We start from the raw sequence: 19,636 nt of genomic DNA, 5'->3' as shown, positions 1-19,636 counted from the left end.
GCCGGGTGTCTGACATTGACACCCGGCGTCAAGGCAGGCGGCCAGGTATCAGGCCGCCTCCAGCAGGCGCAGGAAGGCCCGGGCCGCGTCGGCGTCGCTGATGGAGCCCAGCCCCTCGCTCACCTGCAGCTCCGTGGACACGACGCCGGGCACGCGCGTCTGTCCGAAGCCTCCCGCCACCCAGACGCGGTCCTCGCGCGCGATGCGGTCGCGCTGGCGGTTGTACGCCTGGGGCGAGCCGCGCAGGAACACGTGGAACATGTTCGTCTGCACGGGCTGCGGCAGCACGGTGACGCGGGAGTCCGCCGCGATGAGCGTGGTGAGCGCCTTCGCGCGCTTCACGTAGCCGGGGATGGCGGTCAGCGCCGCGTCGAAGCGCATGGCGGCGGAGGCCACCAGCGGGGCCAGGTGGAACAGGTTGCCGCCGTGCCGGTGGCGCCACACGCGCGACTCCTTGATGAAGTCGCGGTTGCCCACCAGCATCGCGCCGCCGATGCCGCCCACCATCTTGTAGAAGGACACGTAGACGGAGTCGAAGCCCTTGCAGATGTCCGCGTAGGAGCGGCCGTAGAAGGGCTGGCTCTCCCACAGCCGCGCGCCGTCCATGTGCAGCTTCACCTTCTTGTCGCGGCAGGTGCGCTTGAGCTCCTGGAGCTGCTCCCACGTCTGGAGCTGCCCGCCCAGCCAGCGCACCGGAAGCTCCACGCTGACGGTCCCCAGCGCGTCGCGCGCCTGCACCACGTCCTCCGCCAGCAGCGGCCGCGTCCACGGGCCCAGGTTCACCGCGCGCAGCTGGTGCAGCACGGAGTAGGCGTCGTCTTCATGCAGCACGTGGTGGGACGACGGGTGCACGCCCACCGTGCGCACGTTGCTCGCGTCCGCGTAGATGCGCAGCGCGATGAGCTGCGCCATGGTGCCCGTGGGCATGAAGCACGCGTCCTCGAAGCCCAGCAGGTCCGCGAGCTTCTTCTCGAAGGCCTGCACGAAGTCGCCGTTGCCGTAAAAGTCGCTGGTCAGCTTCTGGCGCTGCATCCACTCGCCAATGCGCACGTACTCCGCGCCGTCGTCGGACGTGGAGCTGACGGGCAGCGACGCGGTGCAGCCCTTGCGCAGCTGTTCATACTCGGCCTGCGAGACCGGCTTGGGAGCCGCCTCCGCGGCGGGGACGCCCGCGAGCCCCGGCGACTTGACGGTGCGCAGGGACGGCGTGCCTCCGTCAGGAGCCGCCTGGCTCCGGGTCGGGAACAGCGTGGAGCCCGCGAGCAGGCTGGTGAGTCCGAGGAACTCCGCCCGGCTGAAGCGACTGTCCTTCATGTGCCCTTCCCTCCCGCTTCCAATGGCTACAACCAACTGGCGGTCTTGAGCCCCATTCCCGCCAGGGCCCGCTCCGCGGCCTGCACGCCGAACCAGTTGGCCTCCTCGAAGAGGGCCATGCCGCCCAGGTCCGTGTGCGCGAAGTGCAGGTGCCGTCCCAGGCTCTGTTGCGCGGCGCGGCGAGCTTCGCCCCAGAGGAAGCCCGGCTGGGGCCGCACCATGGCGTGGCCCCAGCGCTGCACCTCCAGCCGCTGCGCGAGCGCGCCCACCCCGGGGTGCGCCGGCAACAGGTCCGCCATCACCAGCGCCTCCCAGTCCCCGTACGTCGCGGAGAGTGCCTGATTGCGCTCCGCCTTCACGTCCGCGCCGGCCATGGGCAGGTACCAGGTGAGCACCGTGGGCCCGCGCGAGTCCTGGCGCAGCGACTGGTGCGTGGACACCACGTAGCCCAGGCTCCGGCTCTCGTAGAAGACGTTGTCCCAGGCCAGCGGGAAGCCCCGAGACGCCGGTGGCGCGGACACCGTCAGGTTCGCCACCACCCACGGGCTGTAGACGAAGGCATCCATCCACGCAGGGCGCGCCTCGCGCCACGGCGCCACCACGTGCGCGGCGACGAAGCGCGGGCACGCCAGCACCACCTGCCGCGCACGAAAGGCCCGGGGCGCCCCGGTGCGCGCATCCAACGCGTGCACGAGGCAGCCTTCCTCTCCGAGCTCCACCGTGTGCACCAGCACCTGCGTCTCCAGCTGACGCGGGCCCAGCGACGACGCCAGCTGCTTCACCAGCCGGCCGTTGCCCTCGGGCCAGGAGAGGAAGCCGTCGCTGCGCTCACCCTTCCCGTTCTGCCGCGCGGCGAAGTACCAGATGCCCGCCCAGGCGGAGACGTGCTCGGAGGTGGTGCCGTAGTCGTCGCGGCACGCGTAGTCCACGAACCACTTCAGCCGGGGCGAGCGGAAGCCCTCCGCCTCCATCCATCGCGCCATGCTCAGCGCATCCAGCGAGGTCCACTCCGCGTCGTCGCTGGAGAGCGCCACGGGCACCGCGAACGCCTTGCGCCCCTTCGCGTCGCGCGCGGCGGCGAAGGTGTTCATCCGCGCATCGAAGCGCTCCAGCTCCGCCAGGTCTTCCGGGCTCGCGCCCGCGCGCAGGTACAGCCCTTCGTACCAGTGGCCCCTGTAGAAGACGCGCTCGTCGGGCTCCTGGATGAGCAGCTCCTCCGCGAACGACGGATGGCCCTCCGCGTCCACGCCGGTGACGGCGTCCATCTCCCGCAGCAGGCGCATCACCGGCCCTTTGTCCTCCAGGGGGGACGGCAGGTAGTGCGCGCCCCACGGGAACGCGGACACGGCGTTGCGGCCCGAGCGGGACGTGCCCCCAGCCTCTGTCTCCAGCTCCACCACGCGCAGGTCCTTCACGCCCGCGGCGGACAGGCGCCACGCGGCGGACAGCCCGGCCGCGCCCGCGCCGACAATCAACACGCCCACCGGCTCGAAGTCCTGCGCGCGAGGCAGCGGCCCTGTGCGCAACTTGTGGCCGGTGTCCACCGCCCGGTCCACGATGGCGCCCGGCACCGGCGCGCGAGCGGCCTGCCGCGTACAGGCGCTCGCCACGGAGGCGCCCAGGAACGCGGCCACCAGCTCGCGCCGCGTCAGTTCCACCGGCGCCACTCCTCTTCGTAGTAGTGCACCAGCACCTGGTTGTTCAGCCGGTTCACCTCCGCCGGCAGCGGGGACATGTCCGGGGAGAAGCGCGTGAGCCCCTCCAGCGTGTCCTCGTCCAGGAACGCCAGCCCCTCCGGCAGCGGGCGGTAGCGGCCGGGCCGGTCCTGCGCCACCAGCACGTAGCCCCACTCACCGAACGACGGCACCAGCGCGTGGTACGGCTGCGTCCAGAAGCCCGCCGCCTTCAACGTGGTCTCCACGCACCAGAACGAGCGCCGCGCGAACAGCGGGCTCGTGCTCTGGATGACCGCCACGCCGCCCGGCGACAGGTGCCTCTTCAGAATCTTGTAGAAGCCCGTCGTGTACAGCTTCCCCAGCGCGAAGTTGTTGGGGTCCGGGAAGTCCACGATGACGACGTCCCAGGCGTTGGCGCCTTCGGCCAGGAACTGCATGGCGTCCGTGTTGATGACGCGCATCTTCGGGTGCGTCATGGAGTGGTGGTTGAGCGCCGCCAGCTCCGCGTAGTTCATCGCGAGCCCGGTGATGGCGGGGTCCAGGTCCACCAGCGTGACGGACTTCACGTCGGGATACTTCAGCACCTCGCGCGCCGCGAGCCCGTCCCCGCCGCCCAGGATCAGCACGTGCTCCACCTTCTGCGCGCGCACCATGGCCGGGTGCACCAGGGACTCGTGGTAGCGGTACTCGTCGATGCTGGCGAACTGGAGGTTGCCGTTGAGGAACAGCGAGAAGCCCCGCTTGCCGCGCGTGACGATGATGCGCTGATAGGGGGAGCTCGTGGCGTGGACGACGTCATCCGCGTAGAGCTGGTCCTCGTAGAACGTGGTGAGCCGGTCTCCCAGCGCGAAGCACACGAGCAGCCCCGCGCACAGCGCCACTGCCTTGATGCGCAGGCGCACGGGGTTGGCCAGCACGGGCGCGAGCAGCCACGTGCTCCACAACCCCACGCCCGCGTTGAGCAGGCCGAAGAGCAGTGACGTGCGCACCAGCCCCAGCTTCGGCACCAGCAGCAGCGGGAAGGCCACGCTGGCCGCGAGCGCGCCCAGGTAGTCGAACGTCAGCACCTGGCTGACCAGGTCCTTGAACTTGAGCTGGTCCTGCAGGATGCGCAGCAGGAGGGGAATCTCCAGCCCCACCAGCGTGCCGATGAGCAGCACGCTGCCGTACAGCACCACGGGGAACACGCTGGTGAGCGTGAAGGTGAGGAACAGCATCGGCGCGCACAGCCCGCCGACCAGGGCCACGGCCAGCTCTATCTCCACGAAGCGCTGGGCCACCCCGCGCTCCACGAAGCGCGACAGGTAGCTGCCAATGCCCATGGCGAAGAGGTAGCCGCCAATGACGGTGGAGAACTGGGTGATGCTGTCCCCCAGCAGATAGCTGGCGAGCGTCCCGACGATGAGCTCGTAGATGAGCCCGCACGTCGCGATGACGAGGACGGTAAGGAAGAGCAGCGTCTTGTTCAAAGCGTCACGTGTTTCAGCCGCTGATGGCCGCCGCGATGATGATGGCCAGGCCCAGGATGAACGAGCCGATGACGATGCCCAGGGCGGTGTTCTGGTCGACCTCGATTTCCTTGTGCACGTCGTACGGCAGGATGAGGCGGATGACGTAGAAGCCGGCCACGAACACCACCAGGCCGATGAGCGAATAGATGACGCTCGCCAGCACTCCCTGCAGGGTGACCACCACTCCGAGCAACAGCATCACTTGCCTCCCATGAATCCACCGGTCCACAGCAGCACGCCGCCGGGACCGCGCTTCACGTCGCCGGTCACCCGCCCGCGCTCCTCGTCACTGAATGGGGCCCAGCCCGTATAGGTGGCCCACGCATACGCCACGAGCACCAGTCCGCCCAGGTACTTCATCGTCCACCTCCCAGCCCGCGCACTACAGGTTGCTTTCCTTCCACCGCTCGGTCTCGAAGCCGTGGGCGAAGAAGAACGACAGCGCCGGAATCACCAACAGCAGCACCAGCGAAATGACGAACCAGCTCTCGTTGGGCGTGTCGTGCGTGAGCAGCACCTGGTAGCTGAGCACCGGCCCCAGCGAGGGGCCCGTGAGCTTCAGGTTCGGGTCGAACGACGTGGTCGTCCGCAGCACGTACTTCCCCTTGGGCAGCGACGACAGGAACACGCTGCCATTCTGCCCGCCCTCGCTCCAGGAGCCGTCGCTGTCGCGCCCGTGGTAGTAGCTCACCTCTTCGTAGAAGCTCACCACGTCCTGCGTGTCCTGGTTCACCAGGTCGCCCTGCACGCCCACCCAGGAGTTGTCGAGCGACTGCGACATGTGGATCTCGGCCCGCACGTTGCCGTCCCGCAGAAGCTCGAAGGGCTCGCTGAAGTGCATGGCGTCCGGGGAGCCGGAGGTCGCGGTCCGGGGCAGCGTCACCCGCAGGTCCAGCACCCGCGCGTTGAGCGCGCGCGCGTGGAGCAGACCCGCCAGCGCGAACAGCCCCAGGAGCCACACCGCGGACCAGCGCAGCGTGCGCATCATCGACTCGCGGCGCAGGTTGGGCTGGCTGGGCGCGATGCCCCGGGGCCCGGGCAGCGGCTCCTTCAGCTTGAACGCGTCGCGCACCTTCTCCGGGGAGAGGTACTCGCCATGCGTGTACGTGACTTCGTTGTCGGTGGCGTCCTCGTTCACCGAGTACGGCGGCGCGACGTACTCCGTGGCGCGCGCCTTCTCGCCCTGGAAGACCTTCCAGTAGAACTCGCCCACCACCGCGTCGGTGACGGCGGTGACGGACTGGAAGGCCTTGTAGCGGCGGCGTTCGTAGAAGGCGGACACCTGCGGCACGACGCTCGCGTCACCGGCGGCCATGGGCGTCAGGAACACCCAGTGGCCGTTGGACTCCATCAGCCAGGTGAAGCCGCGCGCCGCGTTGTAGAGCAGGTACTCCATCCACGGGTAGCGCGTGCCCTCCACCACGCACGAGCGCTCCTGGTAGCCGATGCAGATCCACTCCGTGCCGTCGAGCGTGCCCTTCTGCCCCAGGGCGATGGCCGCCGGCAGCTCCGGCTTCTGGAGCAGCTTGAGGAAGGCCAGCTTGCCCTGCGTCACGCTCATCAGCGCGCCGCAGTACGGGCACGCCACGCGCATCGCCTGGTCCGGCGCGCGCAGCTCCAGCGGGCCGTTGCAGTTGGTGCAGCGCGCCTGCTGGAGCTGGGCCTTGCGCACGCGAGGACGCAGCTCCCCCGCGGGGATGCCCAGTTGCTTGAGCTCCAGCCGCTGCCCCAGGAAGACCTCCGGGTCGCGGTCGCGCCTGCCGAAGTCCAGCGTGACGAACAGGCCGCGCGGGCCGGTGGCGTCCACGTAGTAGCTGTCCGCATCTGGATCCACGTCGCTGGGGAGCTGTCCCTCCGCGGCGACGACGCGCCCGTGGCCTCGCTCCTCCACCACCAGCGGACGGTTGCGCAGGCGCAGGCGGTCACCGGGGTGGAGGTGCTCCAGCTCGATGCCCTCCTCCACGCCCGCATCGGAGAGCAGGTGGAAGGCGCCCTCGGACTCGCTGAGCCAGCCGGTGCGGCCGTCGGCCATCTCCACGTACCACTCGTCCCAGGGGCCGGCGCCGTGGTCCTTTTGGAGGTGCCCGACGATTTGATACGAGGTGCCGTTGACGCGGCCCTCCAGCCCCAGGCGCAGCGGAGAGTCCGTCTCCACGATGCGGGCCACGCGGCCGTGGTCCTCCAGCTCCGCGCCCACGCGGGCCACCATCGTCTGACAGTGGCCGCACACCACGACCTGCGCCGACCCGGCGGAGAACTCCACGCTCGCGCCACACGACGGACACGCCCCCTGCGTCACGCCTCCACCCCTCTCGACAGCTCGCGCACGCGGCACGACGTGGCGCCCAGATGCTTCGCCGCCAGCGCGGCGAAGTCCGGACGCGCGCGGGTGCGGCAGCAGTAGACGTTGAGCGCGGCGAAGCCATGCTCCGGGAAGGTGTGGACGGTCAGGTGGCTTTCGGCCAGGAGCGCCAGGCCGGTGACGCCGCCGGGCTCCGGGAAGACGTGCCACTGCGGCTGGCCCACGACCTTCAGGTCCATCAGGACGACCAGCTCCTCGAAGAGTGCCGCCAGCGCGGCCGCGTCCTTGAGCCGCTCCGGCGCGCAGCCGCTCGCGTCAACCAGCCATTCCTGTCCGGTTGTCACAGGGGAAACCTCCGGGAGTAGAGACCCTCTTTAACACGCTGGAGCCGGGTCGAAAGCCGCTAGGATGCCCGCCCCATGCGCACCCGATTCCTGACCGCTGGACTCCTCTGCCTCGCCCTGACCGCGTGCTCCAAGGACAAGGAGCAGCCGCCCGCCGCGAAGGCCCCCGCCGCTCAACCCTCCAACTCCGCGGCGGCCCCTCGCACGGTGAGCCTGCAGACGGACGTGGCCTCCGCGAAGGGCTTCCAGAAGAAGGCCCTGGAGGGCCAGGACCTCTGGGCCACGATGGAGACGAGCGAAGGCACCATCGTCATCAAGCTCTTCTCCAAGGACGCGCCCAAGACGGTGGCGAACTTCGTGGGCCTGGCGACCGGCGAGCAGCCGTGGATCAACCCCAAGACGGGTGAGCGCGAGGAGGGCAAGCCGCTCTACGACGGCGTCATCTTCCACCGCGTCATCCCGGACTTCATGATCCAGGGTGGCGACCCCACGGGCACCGGCCGTGGCGACCCGGGCTACCGCTTCGGGGACGAGTTCAAGAGCAACCGGGACTTCGACAAGGAGGGCCTGCTGGCCATGGCCAACGCGGGTCCGGGCACCAACGGCAGCCAGTTCTTCATCACCACGTCCAAGCCGCAGTTCCTCAAGGGCAAGCACACCATCTTCGGTGAGACGGTGAAGGGCTACGACGTGGTGCAGAAGATCGCCGGCGTGGAGCGCAACCGGTCGGACCGGCCGTTCTCGGACGTGAGCATCAAGCACATCACCATCAGCGACACGCAGCCGTGAGCCTCCGTCCGCGCCACGTGCGCACGAAGCTGGGTGAGCTGGACTGCCACGTGGTGGACGCGCTCCCCGAGGGCGCGACGCCGGAGCTGGTGGTGGTGTTGAGCCACGGCTTTGGCGCGCCGGGCACGGACCTGGTGGCGCTGGCGCCCGAGCTGATGATGGCCGCGCCCCGCCTGGCGCAGGGCGTGCGGTTCGTCTTCCCGGAGGCGTTGCTGTCACTGGACGCCCTGGGCATGCCCGGGGGCCGCGCGTGGTTTGAAATCCCCGTGGCCATCCTGATGGGCCAGGGACGGGACTGGCCGCAGTACTCGCAGACCGTGCCGCCGGGGATGCCCGCCGCGCGCCGGGCGTTGATGAGCGTGGTGGCGGCGCTCCAGGTGCCCCTGAACCGCGTGGTGCTGGGAGGCTTCAGCCAGGGCGCGATGATGTCCACGGACGTGGCGCTGCGGCTGGAGGAGTGCCCCGCCGGCCTGTGTCTGCTGTCCGGGGCCATGGTCGCCGGCAAGGAGTGGGAGCCCAAGGTCCGCGGTCGACCGGCGCTGCCGGTGTTCCAGGGACACGGCCGGCAGGATCCGGTGCTGCCCTTCCAGGAAGGCGAGCGCCTGCGCGACCTGCTGACGGGCGCGGGGCTGCCGGTGGAGTTCCTGCCATTCGACGGCGGGCACACCATCATCACCGAGGAGCTGGAGCAGCTGGCGGCGTTCCTGGTGAAGCAGCTGGACGGGCGCTGACCCGCGGGACACGGAGGGTTTCGCGTGTATCAGGCGAAGGAGCTGACGGTGTCCACGCGAGGCCGAGGCCTGGTGGACATCACCGGTGAGGTGCAGCAGGCGGTGAAGGGCACGGGCATCCGCGAGGGCCTGTGCACGGTGTTCCTGCACCACACCAGCGCGTCGCTGATCATCGGCGAGAACGCGGACCCCGTCGTCCAGCGCGACCTGGAGGCGTTCTTTTCCCGGCTGGTGAAGGACGGAGACCCGCTGTTCCAGCACGACGCGGAGGGCCCGGACGACATGCCGGCGCACGTGCGCACGGTGCTGACGCAGGTGTCCCTGAGCATCCCGGTGAAGGACGGCGAGGCGGACCTGGGCACATGGCAGGGCGTCTACGTCTGGGAGCACCGCACGTCACCGCACCGCCGCCGCGTCACGGTGTCCGTGCTGGGCGGATAGAGCGCGGCGCCGTCGCTCCCCTGGCCGCTCGGAAGCGGTTGATTCGCGAAGCACGCCCAATTATCTAGCGCACTAGATAATAGCGAACGAGAGAATTTCGCCTTGGAACAGAAAAGCGTCGGCACCCAGCTGTCCTTCGCGCTCTATGGAGCGGCCAACCGGATGGTGCGTCTGCACAAGCCGTTCCTTGAGCCGTTGGGCCTGACGTTCCCCCAGTACCTCGTGATTCTCGCGCTGCTGGAGGGTGCACCCCTCTCCGTCGGCGAGTTGGGCGCCCGCCTGGACATGGACACGGGGACCATCACGCCGCTGGTCAAGCGGCTCGGGGCGGCGGGGTTCGTCACGCGGAAACGCGATCCGGCCGACGAACGCCGCGTGCTGGTGGACCTGACACCCCGGGGCCGAGCGCTCGAAGCCAAGGTCCGGGGCATCGCAGGGAAGATCAAGACGGCATGCCAGCTGACCGACCGGGGGCTGGACGACCTTCGTCGCACGCTCGAAGCGCTCGCGCACCCGGCAGACGAGTGAAGCCCTCAACAAGCAAAGGAGATTCCATCATGAAGATTGGCATCGTTGGCGTTGGACACATCGGGAAGACCCTGGCGCGCAAGCTGGGTGCGGCCGGACATGACGTGAAGGTGGCCAACTCGCGTGGCCCGGAGACGATCGAGGCCGATGCGCTGGCCTCCGGCGCACGCGCGGTCACGGCCGCGGAAGCGGTGGCCGACGTGGACATCGTCATCCTCTCGATTCCCCTGAACCGTCTCCCCGGGATCGCACCGCTCATCGCCAGCGTTCCCGCCGGGACGGTGATCATCGACACGTCGAACTACTATCCCTTCCGTGACGGAAAGATCGCCGCCATCGAGGCCGGACAGGTCGAAAGCCTGTGGGTGGCCGAGCTGCTGGGCCGGCCGGTCGTCAAGGCGTGGAATTCCATTGGCTCCGCGTCTTTCGCGACGAAGGGAATGGCTCCGGGGATCCCGGGACGCATCGCGCTGCCCGTGGCGGCGGACCGGGACACGGATCGCAAGGTGGGCATGGCGCTCGTCGAGGACACCGGATTCGACGCATTCGACGCGGGCACGCTCGCGGAGTCGTGGCGGCAGCAGCCTGGCGCGCCGTGCTACTGCACGGACCTCACCCGCGAGCAGATGCTGGCGGCGCTGGCGGCAGCCGAGGCGGCGCGCCTGCCCAAGCGGCGCGACCTGGGGGTGGCGGCCATCACGGAACGGGTCGGGGACGGCACCACGAATCCCGATGCGGAGTACGGGGTCCGCCTCAATCGCGCGTTGTTCATGTAGCCCTTCGACAGCCGGCTAGAGGTCGCGCACGGTGGCCACGACGGGCGCGCCCTTGCGGCGCTTCTTCGGCGCCTCGTGGGCCTGTCCCCGGATGCGCACCCAGGTGCCGGGGTCGTCCGGCATCGCGTGGGCCATGGACCAGCCGGTGGGCACTTCTGGCGTGGTCCAGCCGTAGAGGGCACGCGCGTCCTTGGGGGCCAGGTTGATGCAACCGTGGCTCACGGGTTCGCCGAAGCGGTCGTGCCAGTAGGCGGTGTGCAGGGCGAAGTCGCCCTCGAAGAACATGGTCCATGGCACGGTGGCCACGCGGTAGCTGGCCTTGCCCATGCTGCCCGTCATGTCTGCCTCCGCGAACTTCACCCAGATGCGGAAGAGACCTTCTGGCGTGTCCGTGCCGGGGTTGCCGGAGGAGATGAGCGTGGCGTAGACGGGGCGGTCGCCCTCGTAGGCGATGAGCGTCTGGGCCTCCAGGTCCACGTCCAGCCAGCGCGCCCCGGGATCCACGATGGACGGTGACGCCAGCGACCACGCGACGTGCAGGTCGTCGCGCGCCACCCAGTGGTCCTCGGCGATGCGGACCCACTGGCCGTCGGGGGACAGCTCACGCACGGAGACGAGCGTGCGCGGCGGGAGGGTCGTCTCTCGTTCCGCTCGCGCGTCCGGGGCCTTGCGCACCACCACGTCGGTGCGGGGAGCGGCGCGGGACTGGGCCCAGCCGAAGGGCATTGGCAGGGACGCGAGCGCCTCCGCGTCCAGGCCGCTGAAGTCGGAGGGGCGGTGCTCGCGCAGCACGCGCGCTTCGAAGTACTGGCCGTCGGAGGTGCGCCAGAAGGTGCGCCGGCCGACCTTCACCTGGCCCAGGAGCTTCACGGTGACGGAGCCCTTGAGCAGCACGCCCTGCTTCTTCCGGCGGGCGAGCGCGAGGCTCGGATAGGCGCGCACGCGGTGGCCCACCACGCGCGCGTAGACGCCGGGGGTGAGCGAGCCCTCCTCCACGCGAGGCAGCGGGCGGACGCGGGGCTCGCGGAAGTTCTGCTCCAGGTAGCGCTCGCAGACCCAGCCACGCGGTTGCAGTTGCACCCAGGTGTCGCAGTCCGGCCCGCGCATCGCGCCCTGCCACGTCACGCGCATGTCCTGGGCCACGGTGCCCAGCGAAGGTGAGTCCTGCCGGGGCTCGGAGCGCACCGCGATGGAGCGGCGCACACGCAGCGAGCCCGCGTCCGGCGCGTACGGGATGGCGTAGGGCTCCATGCCCGCGTCGACTTCCGTGAGCGGTGTTTCGGCGACCGTGTCCTCGTCACCGTCGGTGCCCACGGCGACAACAGCACTCCCACCGTCCGGAGCCTGTGCGATGGCGTCATCGTCCACGTCGATCAACGGCTCACCGTCCGGTCCCAGCTCCAGCACGGGGACCTCGGACTCGGTGATGACCTGGGGCTCCTCTTCGCCCGGCAGGGCTTCGGTGTTCGCGCCGACGGAGATGGATTGCGCCAGCGAGGGCTCCAGCGATTGCGCACGGCCCGCGTCCTCCTGCTCCTCCATGACGTCCAGCAGCGCGGGAGCAGCCGCATGCGTGACACCACCGTCATCAGAGGGCTCCGGAGCGGTGGCCTGCCATGCGGAGTGAAGCGCCTGCGCGGACTCCGTCGGCACGGCCTCCACCTCGGGCGCGGGGGCCTGTGCCGTCACGGTGCCCGCATCCACCGGCGCGGCGGGAACGTGGGGCTCCACCGGAGCGCACGCGAAGAACAACAGGGGGAGTCCGAGGGGGAACCAGCGGCGGCGCATACGGGCCGCAACGGTACGGGTCCCCGCTGACATCCTCAACGTCGGCTCAGGTGCGATCTCCTGCGCGCGGAAGCGCGTGGGTGGGCAGGGCTTGCGCCCTGAACGGCGATTGCCACGAACGGCGGAAACCGCCTCCGCGGATCAGCTCCGCCCCTCCGCGGGCGGAATCCCTTCAGGCGACTCCGGCGCCTCCAGGAGCTTGTAGAGCGTCTTGCGGTCCACGCCCAACAGGCGCGCCGCTTCGCTCTTGTTGCCGCCCACGTGCTGGAGCACGTGCGCCGCGTAGCGCCTCGACAGCTCCGCGAGGCTCGGCAAATCCCCCGCGAGCCCCGTCAGCCGCTTGGGCGCGTCACCGATGGGCTCCGGGAAGTCCGGCGGCCCCAGCACGCCCGTCACGTTCAGCGCGAGCGCCCGCGCCATCACGTTCTCCAACTGCCGCACGTTGCCCGGCCAGTCGTACACCGTGAGCCGCGCCATCGCGTCCGCAGTCACCACCGGCCGCACCCCGCCCCTCGCGTGCAGCGACGCGAAGTGCTCCACCAACGCCGGGATGTCCTCGCGCCGCTCACGCAGCGGCGGCAGGTGCAGGTGCACCACGTCCAGCCGGTACAGCAGGTCCTCGCGGAACAGCCCATCCGCCACCCGCGCCTTCAAGTCCTTGTTCGTCGCCGCCAGCACCCGCACGTCCACCTTCACCGGGACGCTCTCGCCCACGCGGCGGATCTCCCCCTCCTGGAGCACGCGCAAGAGCTGCGACTGGACCTTCATCCCCACGTCGCCAATCTCGTCCAGGAACAGCGTGCCGCCGCTGGCCTCCTCGAACAGGCCGCGCCGCGCGCCCGACGCCCCCGTGAAGCTGCCCTTCGCGTGGCCGAACAGCTCGCTCTCCATCAGCGACTCGGTGATGGCGCCGCAGTCCACCGGGATGAACTGCCCCGACGTGCGCGCCGAGCGCTTGTGCAGCGCCCGCGCCACCATCTCCTTGCCCGTGCCCGTCTCACCCGTAATCAGCACCGGCACGTTGCTGGTCGCCGCGCGGGCCACCTGCTTGTAGACCTCCAGCAGCGCAGGGCTGCGGCCCACCAGCGACGTGCGCTCCACCTGCTTGCGCAGCGTGCGGTTCTCCTCCACCAGCCGCTTCTGCTCCAGCGCGCGCTTCGCCACCCGCATGATGGCGTCCACGTCGAACGGCTTCGACAGGTAGTCGAAGGCACCCAACTGGATGCTGTCCAGCGCGCCCTCGATGTTGCCGAACGCCGTCACGACAATCACCGGCGTGTCCGGCAGGTTCGACTTCACCGTCTGGAGCACCTTCAGGCCGTCGCCCGGGTCGGGCATGGCCATGTCCGTGAGCACCAGGTCGAAGGACTGCTCGCCCATCCGCTCCGCCGCGCCCTTGGGGTCCGGCGCCTGCGTCACTGGCCCCAGCACGCCCAGCAGACGCTGGAGCAGGTCCCGCGCATGCGGATCATCATCGACGACGAGGATTCGGGCTGTGCTCATGAGGCCTTGCGGATGGAGTGGACGTCGGACTCCACCACAAGCGGCGCCGGAGTGCGCGCCACACGTGCGAACCGCACGCGGATCCGCGTGCCCTTGCCCTCTTCTGAATGAACCGTGAGCGTGCCGCCGTGCGCCTCCACCACGCGCCGGGTGGTGGCCAGCCCCAGGCCGTGCCCCGGGATGCCCCGCACCTCCGCGGCCCGGAAGAACGGCTGGAACAGCGACGCCTGCGTCGCCGCGCTCATCCCCAGCCCGTTGTCCGTCACCTCCACCACCGCGTCCGCCCCTTCCGTCGCCACCCGCACCTTCACGCTCGGATCCGGCCGCCCCGCCGTGTACTTCACCGCGTTGGACAAGAGGTTGCGCGCCACCACCTGGAGCAGCTGCGCCGGACAATCCACCAGCACGCCCGGCTCCAGCTCGCGCTCCAGGGACACGCCCAGCGCCGTCGCCGTCTGGCTCACCTCCAGCAGCAGCGTGCTCACCGCCGTGTCCAATTCCCCCATCGTCCCGTCGCCCCGGGTGCCCGCGCGGCAGAAGCGCAGCAGCGCTTCAATGAGCTCCCCCATGCGCACCGCGCTGGATTCGCACTGCGAAATCATCTCCAGCGCGCCCGGGTCCTTCACCGCGCCGGAGCGCCGGATGAGCGTCAGGTAGCCCTTGAGCGGGGACAGCGGGCCCATCAGGTCGTGCGCCACGCGCCGGGTGAACGCATCCAGCTCCTGGTTGTGCCGCCCCAGCTCCTCCAACTGGCCCTGGATGGTGGCGTCCTGGCGCTTGAGCAGGGAGATGATGTGCCAGCCCACCAGCATGGACAGCAGGATGGCCAGCAGCGTGGTGGCCGCGCCCAGTGCCGTGTTGCGCACCCGCAGCGTGCCCAGCCGCCCCACCAGCACGCGCGCGTCGGACGCGTTCTCCGTGGCCAGCTGTCCCGCCAGCTGGTCCACCTCCGCCGCCAGGGGACGGATGCTCTCCACCAGGTGGCGCCGGGCGCGCTCCGCGTCGCGCTGCCGTGAGAACACCGCCGCCGCGCGCACCTGATCCGCCAGCCCCTGGCACGCGCCGTTGAAGCGCAGCCAGATCTCCTTCTCGCCGGGCGGCAGGTGGCGCATGTACGCCTCCGAGGACTGGCGGATACTGCCCAGGATGTCCTCCATCACCGCGTCGGCTTCCTTGCGCTCGGCGTCGCCGCTGGAGCGCACGTGCGCCTCGATGGCGGACTCCAGCGCCATCACGTCCACGCGGATGCGGCCGATGAGGCTCGCGCGCTCCAGGGCCTCCAGCACCAGCGCGTCCACCTGACGCCCGGTGCGCACCTCCGTCAGGAGCATGAAGCCGGTGACGCCCGACAGGAGCATCACCACGAAGAAGAAACCCGCGCGGTATCCACGGATGGGGGTCCGCGAGTTCATCGCCACGGGGACGCTCCTTGGGTCGACAGAGGAAGAACCAGCGGGCGTCCCGTCACGGACGCCCACGCGAAACTCACGGCACCGGCCTGGCTGCCTCGGTGGAGGTGGCACCCGGCAGGGGCGGCTGGGTGCGCCGCCGCGCGCGCTCCAGCGCGGACTCGTACCAGACGTCCGACAGCTCTTCGTGCAGCGCCGCCAGCTCGCGCTGCCGCGCCAACAGCTGCGCGTTGTGCTCCTCCAGCGAGTGGCGCTCCGTCTCCAGCCGCGCCAGCTCTTCCGTGGCGGTCGCTCGCGCCTGCTCCGCCTCCGCGCGCGCCTGCTCCGCCTCCGCGCGCTCCTGCGCCAGCTCCTCCAGCGCGGACTCCAGCGCCGCCAGCTTCGCCGCCAGGGCCTCGGTGCGCTCGCGCTCGGACTGGTACTCGCGCTGCCAGCGCTCCGTCTCCAACACCTGGGCCTGGAGGCGCTCGGGGGGAATGGTCGCGGCGCATCCCACTCCCAGCCACGCCACACTCCATGCCACCAGCAGGTGCCGCATACGCCATCTCTCCCGACACCTGGCCGCGCGACATGCACGACGAGGACGTCCGGGCTTCATGCTCCCCTTCATGTCCCGGCGCGTGGTGCTCGGAACGGAAGGTTGCGGTGCAGCTTGCAGAAGAGCGCCGTTGCCGTCAAAGCAACGTGCGCCTGCCTGGGGAGCTTGCACCCATTGTTGCAATCGCAACTGAGGAGTTTCTCCCCATGGCGGATCCGCTCCCACCCGGAGAACCCCGCGAAGTTGCTCAAAACCGGTGCTGGCACGGCGAGTGCTCAAGGGTCATGGCATCAACCGATGCAATTCCGCGTCGGCGTGTCGTCCCCGGAGCCATCCATGAAGACCGTCATCGTCGCCGCCCTCTTCGCCGCCACCACCGCGTTCGCCAACACCCCGGCTCCCGCCGCCGCCCCCGCCGCGCAGCCGGCTCCCGCCGCCGAGGCGAAGACCGAGGCCGCCGCCCCCGCCCCCGAGATGCAGGGTGAGGTGAAGACCGAGTCCAAGACCGAGACCAAGCACGAGGGCAAGGCCGGCAAGAAGGGCACGAAGACCAAGACCGAGAAGAAGACCACCACCGAGACGAAGACCGAGGGCTGATCCCTCGCTTCACTCGCGCCCTGTCCGCCTCCAAGGGACGGACAGGATGCGGTCCCGGCAGGGGCGCTCTCCTCACGAGGGCGCCCCTGTTGTCGTTTGGGCGTGAGAGCGGAATCGTTGCCACTCCAGCGGCCTTCAACCTGTGGCGTGTGAGCGGGCTCCACGTGATGGCGAGTGAATAAACAAACCTCCGCCCCCCTCTAGAGCCGCGATGACGATGCCCGGCGCACTCCAGCGCGGGCCGTCTGTCACGACTCCGAGCCCATCATCATGAAGACCTTCCTCGTCGCCGCCCTGTTCGCCGCCTCCGCCGCCATCGCCTCCCCGCCGCCCACCAAGGCGCCCACGGATACGCGGGGCCCGGTCAATCCCCCCGCGACCGGCACCCTCGAGACCCCCACCGGCGACGACATCCAGGCCGACCCGCACGCCCCCGCGAAGACCGAGGGCAAGACCGAGGCGGCCACCGAGACCGCGCCCTCCGGCCGCACGGAGACGATGATGCAGGGCACCGGCGGCACCAAGAAGCCCGTGAAGGCCCCCGCCTCCAAGAAGTCCGCGCAGTAGTCCGCCGCCCTCCTCCAAGGGACGCACCACACGCCGTGCCCGACAGGGGTGCTCTCCTTCACGAGAGCGCCCCTGTTCGCGTTTCCAGGCCCCGGAGCCACTCACCTCTCCCCTTCTTGGATTTCCAGTAAAACCACCATTTGACAGGAACAGAGGAATCCTGCATAACGGGACATGTGTGGATGACAGCTCATCCACGACAGGAAGGGGTGACCCCCTCCCCCCCTTCAAGCGAGACGGTCATGGTGGAAGCGTTCACGAAGGTGTCCGAAGCGTCGCGGTTGCTGCTGGACAAGGGCCTGTGCCCGGCCACCGGTTCGGATGCGCTGGGCATGGTGGCCCGCCCGATGAAGGTGGACCGCGCGTGCCTCTTCGAGAACCGGACCACGAACCTGGCCGGCCGGTTCCTCACGGACCTGCGCTACGCCTGGGCGGAGCCGGGTGTGGTGTCCCCGCTGGCGCACCCGGTGCTGCGCTCGCTGCCGATGCGCGACTACGCGATGGCGTGGGCGGACATGCTGGAGGCGCAGATGGTGGTCTCCTGCACCACCAAGGAAGCGCCGCCGATGATGCGCGAGCTGCTGGAGCGCCAGGGCGTGCAGTCCGTGCTGATGTGCCCCATCGTCCCGGCCAAGCAGTGGTGGGGCTTCGTGGCCTTCGAGGACTGCCGCCAGGCCCGCCTGTGGCGCCCGGAGGAGATTTCGCTGCTCAAGTCGCTGGCGCGGGCCATTGGCGCGTCGGTGCGGCACGCGAACATGCGCTCCTCGCTGTCGCAGGTGCGCACCAACCTCACCAGCGTGCTGCGCCCCGTGGCCGGGGACTCCTGAGCCGACACCGGAGCCGACCTGGGGAGCCCATTTGGAGCTCCCACGGGAAGTGACAGCACCCGGGTCATGGCCGCCCGCCCACCCGGCGAGCGGGAGGGGGCCGGAAGGGCAGCTGGGGAGCGGTAACGCGGCGCCCCGTTTCTGCTACCCTCGCCGCCCTGTCCCCCGCCCATGTCCTCGTTCGAGCCTACCGCCATCAGTCGTTCCCGGCCTCCTGATCTCGTCAGCGGCTACCGCCTGGAGAAGCTCGTCGGCGCTGGCGGCATGGGAGAGGTCCACAAGGCCACCCAGCTGTCGCTCGGCCGCACGGTCGCGGTGAAGCTGCTGAATCCGGACCTGGCCAAGGATCCGTCGTTCATCGCGCGCTTCCAGAAGGAAGCCGCGGCGCTGGCGACGCTGAGCCACCCCCACGTCGTCGCCATCGTCGACAAGGGGAAGACGGACAACACGTACTACCTGGTGATGGAGTTCGTGGACGGGCCGTCCCTGCGCGAGCTCATGCGCAACCCGTCCATGGACACGCCGGCGCTCCTGCGCCGGATGCTCGAAATCTGCCGGGCCATCGAGTACGCGCACGGCCGGGGCGTCATCCACCGCGACCTGAAGCCGGAGAACATCCTGCTGGATCAGCAGGCCGGCGGCATCGCGAAGGTGTCCGACTTCGGGCTGGCGTCCTTCCTGGACGACGCGTCCGCGGCGTCGCGCTTCGCGCTCACGTCCACGCACGTGTCCATGGGCACCATCTCGTACATGGCGCCCGAGCAGCGCGTGGACGCGAAGAGCGCGGACGCGCGCGCGGACATCTTCTCCCTGGGCGTCATCCTCTACGAGACCTTCACCGGCGAGGTGCCGCTGGGCACCTTTGATCCGCCGTCGCGCAAGCGCGCGGGGCTGGACTCGCGCGTGGACGCCATCGTGATGCGGTGCCTCAAGCCGGATCCGGACGAGCGCTATCCGTCCGTCGCCGCGCTCATCGCGGACCTGGAGCCGCTGGTCCCCGGAAGCCTGCTGTCCATGCCGCCGCTGAGGCTGACGCGCTGGCAGCGGGCGAAGGCCGCGATGCGCCGCGCCGCGCGCGTGACGGCGCAGACGGCCGCGGGGGTGATGGTGCTGGCCGCCGCGGGCGTGCTGGGCGTGGCGTACAACCGCAGCGGGCAGGTGCGCGTCCAGCCGCCGCTGGCCGGCAAGGCCATCATGGACCAGGCGCTGCGGGACGCGCCCCGCAACGGTCCAGGCCGGGTGGAGGACGTCACCCCGGACAAGCGCCGCGTGACCATGGGAGACGGTCCGGATCTGCCCCAGATGCTGGTGGCCGGCCGGACGCTGAACTTCGAGAACAAGGCCCTGGTCTTCCCTCCCGTGGACGACAACGAGGCGTCGCGCGTGGGCCGGGCGCGCGTGGATGTGCTGGGGCTGGTGGGCGGTGTGGCCCGGCTGACCGCGCGCGTGCGCGCTGAAGCTCCGCCGACCACGTGGAAGCGCCGCCTGAAGGAAGTCTGGGACGGCCAGCCGCCGGAGCCGGTGGCCTCGCTGGGGCTGATGGGCCGGGACGGCCGCTACGTCACGCTCGTGCACCATGGCGCGGGCGCGCCGCTGACCCTGGAGTGGTCCCTGGGCGAGCGCGGCGGCGCCATGCTGGGCCTCGCGTCCCCGGAGGGCGAGGTGCGGCTGGAGCTGTTCGTCACCGAGGACGGCGTGATGCAGGCCTTCGTCGGCCAGGGGAAGGACCAGCGCCCCATCGCGGAGACGCTGAACCTGGGCCCGGACTGGCAGGCCCACTTCGGCGAGCCCCCCATGCCGGCCATCGGCTGCATCGAGGGCACCTGCACCATCGAGGGGCTCACCTACACGGTGGACAAGCCCGCGCCCGTGACGGAGGCCCCGTCCACGCCGGTGGTCGTCGTCCCGCAGGCGCCGGTGCGCACGGTGGCCGCCAACACGGTGCCGGCGAAGGCGGTGGTGGCCAAGAAGCCCGCCCCGCCGCCCCCGCCCAAG

General features: G+C 70.2%; 20 protein-coding genes. 9 read left to right on the top strand and 11 right to left on the bottom strand.

The genetic code is table 11. The annotated features are described in order from the left end of the window. Positions 1–48: 48 nt before the first annotated feature. The 7 genes from D7X99_RS20445 to speD are packed head-to-tail and all read right to left on the bottom strand — an operon-like array spanning position 49 to position 7,147. A complete protein-coding gene (locus tag D7X99_RS20445; protein ID WP_121779247.1) occupies positions 49–1,314 on the bottom strand; it encodes a low specificity L-threonine aldolase in 1,266 nt (421 codons plus the stop codon). Between the two features lie 26 nt (positions 1,315–1,340). Next, positions 1,341–2,972, bottom strand: coding sequence for an FAD-dependent oxidoreductase (locus tag D7X99_RS20440; protein WP_171805268.1), 1,632 nt, complete (start codon positions 2,970–2,972; stop codon positions 1,341–1,343). Then, on the bottom strand, positions 2,963–4,459 hold the full coding sequence (locus D7X99_RS20435) for a polyamine aminopropyltransferase (RefSeq protein ID WP_121779245.1): 1,497 nt from the start codon (positions 4,457–4,459) through the stop codon (positions 2,963–2,965). Before D7X99_RS20435 ends, D7X99_RS20440 begins: the two co-directional genes overlap by 10 nt. A 13-nt stretch (positions 4,460–4,472) precedes the next feature. After that, on the bottom strand, positions 4,473–4,700 hold the full coding sequence (locus D7X99_RS20430; protein WP_014393984.1) for a DUF350 domain-containing protein: 228 nt from the start codon (positions 4,698–4,700) through the stop codon (positions 4,473–4,475). Beyond that, positions 4,700–4,861, bottom strand: a complete 162-nt coding sequence (locus D7X99_RS43175; RefSeq protein WP_014393983.1) for a hypothetical protein — start codon at positions 4,859–4,861, stop codon at positions 4,700–4,702. The genes D7X99_RS20430 and D7X99_RS43175 overlap by 1 nt, the downstream gene beginning before the upstream one ends. A gap of 22 nt (positions 4,862–4,883) precedes the next feature. Then, the gene (locus D7X99_RS20425; RefSeq protein ID WP_121779244.1) at positions 4,884–6,800 is read right to left on the bottom strand and encodes a DUF4178 domain-containing protein; all 1,917 of its coding nucleotides are present in this window, start codon (positions 6,798–6,800) and stop codon (positions 4,884–4,886) included. After that, positions 6,797–7,147, bottom strand: a complete 351-nt coding sequence (gene speD, locus D7X99_RS20420; protein ID WP_120577377.1) for an adenosylmethionine decarboxylase — start codon at positions 7,145–7,147, stop codon at positions 6,797–6,799. Before speD ends, D7X99_RS20425 begins: the two co-directional genes overlap by 4 nt. Before the next feature lie 75 nt (positions 7,148–7,222). Here speD and D7X99_RS20415 point away from each other — a divergent pair, with 75 nt between their 5' ends. The 5 genes from D7X99_RS20415 to D7X99_RS20395 all read left to right on the top strand — a co-directional run bounded on the left by D7X99_RS20415 (position 7,223) and on the right by D7X99_RS20395 (position 10,412). Further along, entirely contained in the window at positions 7,223–7,936 is a 714-nt protein-coding gene (locus tag D7X99_RS20415) for a peptidylprolyl isomerase (RefSeq protein WP_121779243.1), read from the top strand. Next, the gene (locus D7X99_RS20410) at positions 7,933–8,667 is read left to right on the top strand and encodes an alpha/beta hydrolase (protein ID WP_121779242.1); all 735 of its coding nucleotides are present in this window, start codon (positions 7,933–7,935) and stop codon (positions 8,665–8,667) included. Before D7X99_RS20415 ends, D7X99_RS20410 begins: the two co-directional genes overlap by 4 nt. A 24-nt stretch (positions 8,668–8,691) precedes the next feature. Then, entirely contained in the window at positions 8,692–9,108 is a 417-nt protein-coding gene (locus tag D7X99_RS20405) for a secondary thiamine-phosphate synthase enzyme YjbQ (protein ID WP_121779241.1), read from the top strand. A gap of 102 nt (positions 9,109–9,210) precedes the next feature. Then, positions 9,211–9,636, top strand: a complete 426-nt coding sequence (locus D7X99_RS20400) for a MarR family winged helix-turn-helix transcriptional regulator (RefSeq protein WP_121779240.1) — start codon at positions 9,211–9,213, stop codon at positions 9,634–9,636. A 29-nt stretch (positions 9,637–9,665) separates the two neighbouring features. Next, entirely contained in the window at positions 9,666–10,412 is a 747-nt protein-coding gene (locus tag D7X99_RS20395) for an NADPH-dependent F420 reductase (RefSeq protein WP_121779239.1), read from the top strand. Positions 10,413–10,427: 15 nt separating this feature from the next. On the opposite strand, the gene D7X99_RS20390 is transcribed toward D7X99_RS20395, so the two are convergent. The 4 genes from D7X99_RS20390 to D7X99_RS20375 all read right to left on the bottom strand — a co-directional run bounded on the left by D7X99_RS20390 (position 10,428) and on the right by D7X99_RS20375 (position 15,650). Then, positions 10,428–12,164, bottom strand: a complete 1,737-nt coding sequence (locus tag D7X99_RS20390; RefSeq protein ID WP_233613563.1) for a L,D-transpeptidase family protein — start codon at positions 12,162–12,164, stop codon at positions 10,428–10,430. A gap of 177 nt (positions 12,165–12,341) precedes the next feature. Next, complete coding sequence (locus tag D7X99_RS20385; RefSeq protein ID WP_121779237.1) at positions 12,342–13,703, bottom strand: sigma-54 dependent transcriptional regulator; 1,362 nt, start codon at positions 13,701–13,703, stop codon at positions 12,342–12,344. Continuing rightward, on the bottom strand, positions 13,700–15,115 hold the full coding sequence (locus tag D7X99_RS20380; RefSeq protein WP_121779236.1) for an ATP-binding protein: 1,416 nt from the start codon (positions 15,113–15,115) through the stop codon (positions 13,700–13,702). Before D7X99_RS20380 ends, D7X99_RS20385 begins: the two co-directional genes overlap by 4 nt. Before the next feature lie 73 nt (positions 15,116–15,188). Then, positions 15,189–15,650, bottom strand: a complete 462-nt coding sequence (locus tag D7X99_RS20375; protein WP_121779235.1) for a hypothetical protein — start codon at positions 15,648–15,650, stop codon at positions 15,189–15,191. Between the two features lie 336 nt (positions 15,651–15,986). Between D7X99_RS20375 and D7X99_RS20370 the strand changes: the two genes are divergently transcribed. The 4 genes from D7X99_RS20370 to D7X99_RS20355 form a co-directional block, all read left to right on the top strand. After that, positions 15,987–16,247, top strand: a complete 261-nt coding sequence (locus D7X99_RS20370; protein ID WP_121779274.1) for a hypothetical protein — start codon at positions 15,987–15,989, stop codon at positions 16,245–16,247. Between the two features lie 270 nt (positions 16,248–16,517). Next, on the top strand, positions 16,518–16,814 hold the full coding sequence (locus D7X99_RS20365) for a hypothetical protein (RefSeq protein ID WP_121756148.1): 297 nt from the start codon (positions 16,518–16,520) through the stop codon (positions 16,812–16,814). A gap of 242 nt (positions 16,815–17,056) precedes the next feature. Further along, the gene (locus D7X99_RS20360) at positions 17,057–17,641 is read left to right on the top strand and encodes a GAF domain-containing protein (RefSeq protein ID WP_121779234.1); all 585 of its coding nucleotides are present in this window, start codon (positions 17,057–17,059) and stop codon (positions 17,639–17,641) included. Positions 17,642–17,812: 171 nt separating this feature from the next. After that, positions 17,813–19,636 (top strand): serine/threonine-protein kinase (locus D7X99_RS20355; RefSeq protein WP_199756356.1); only part of this gene is annotated, 1,824 nt, incomplete at its 3' end.

This window comes from Corallococcus sp. AB032C (genome assembly GCF_003668935.1).
In the GTDB taxonomy this organism is placed as follows: Bacteria; Myxococcota; Myxococcia; order Myxococcales; family Myxococcaceae; genus Corallococcus; species Corallococcus exiguus.
Note: the sequence above shows the minus strand (reverse complement) of the source record. Positions and strands in the feature narration are given on the sequence as shown.

Excerpts from the sequence above, each read along its gene's own strand:
- D7X99_RS20445 (WP_121779247.1), bottom strand. The coding sequence starts at position 1,314 with ATGAAGGACAGTCGCTTCAGCCGGGCGGAGTTCCTCGGACTCACCAGC.
- D7X99_RS20430 (WP_014393984.1), bottom strand. The coding sequence starts at position 4,700 with ATGCTGTTGCTCGGAGTGGTGGTCACCCTGCAGGGAGTGCTGGCGAGC.
- D7X99_RS43175 (WP_014393983.1), bottom strand. The coding sequence starts at position 4,861 with ATGAAGTACCTGGGCGGACTGGTGCTCGTGGCGTATGCGTGGGCCACC.
- D7X99_RS20415 (WP_121779243.1), top strand. The coding sequence starts at position 7,223 with ATGCGCACCCGATTCCTGACCGCTGGACTCCTCTGCCTCGCCCTGACC.
- D7X99_RS20395 (WP_121779239.1), top strand. The coding sequence starts at position 9,666 with ATGAAGATTGGCATCGTTGGCGTTGGACACATCGGGAAGACCCTGGCG.
- D7X99_RS20385 (WP_121779237.1), bottom strand. The coding sequence starts at position 13,703 with ATGAGCACAGCCCGAATCCTCGTCGTCGATGATGATCCGCATGCGCGG.
- D7X99_RS20380 (WP_121779236.1), bottom strand. The coding sequence starts at position 15,115 with ATGAACTCGCGGACCCCCATCCGTGGATACCGCGCGGGTTTCTTCTTC.
- D7X99_RS20375 (WP_121779235.1), bottom strand. The coding sequence starts at position 15,650 with ATGCGGCACCTGCTGGTGGCATGGAGTGTGGCGTGGCTGGGAGTGGGA.
- D7X99_RS20370 (WP_121779274.1), top strand. The coding sequence starts at position 15,987 with ATGAAGACCGTCATCGTCGCCGCCCTCTTCGCCGCCACCACCGCGTTC.
- D7X99_RS20365 (WP_121756148.1), top strand. The coding sequence starts at position 16,518 with ATGAAGACCTTCCTCGTCGCCGCCCTGTTCGCCGCCTCCGCCGCCATC.
- D7X99_RS20360 (WP_121779234.1), top strand. The coding sequence starts at position 17,057 with ATGGTGGAAGCGTTCACGAAGGTGTCCGAAGCGTCGCGGTTGCTGCTG.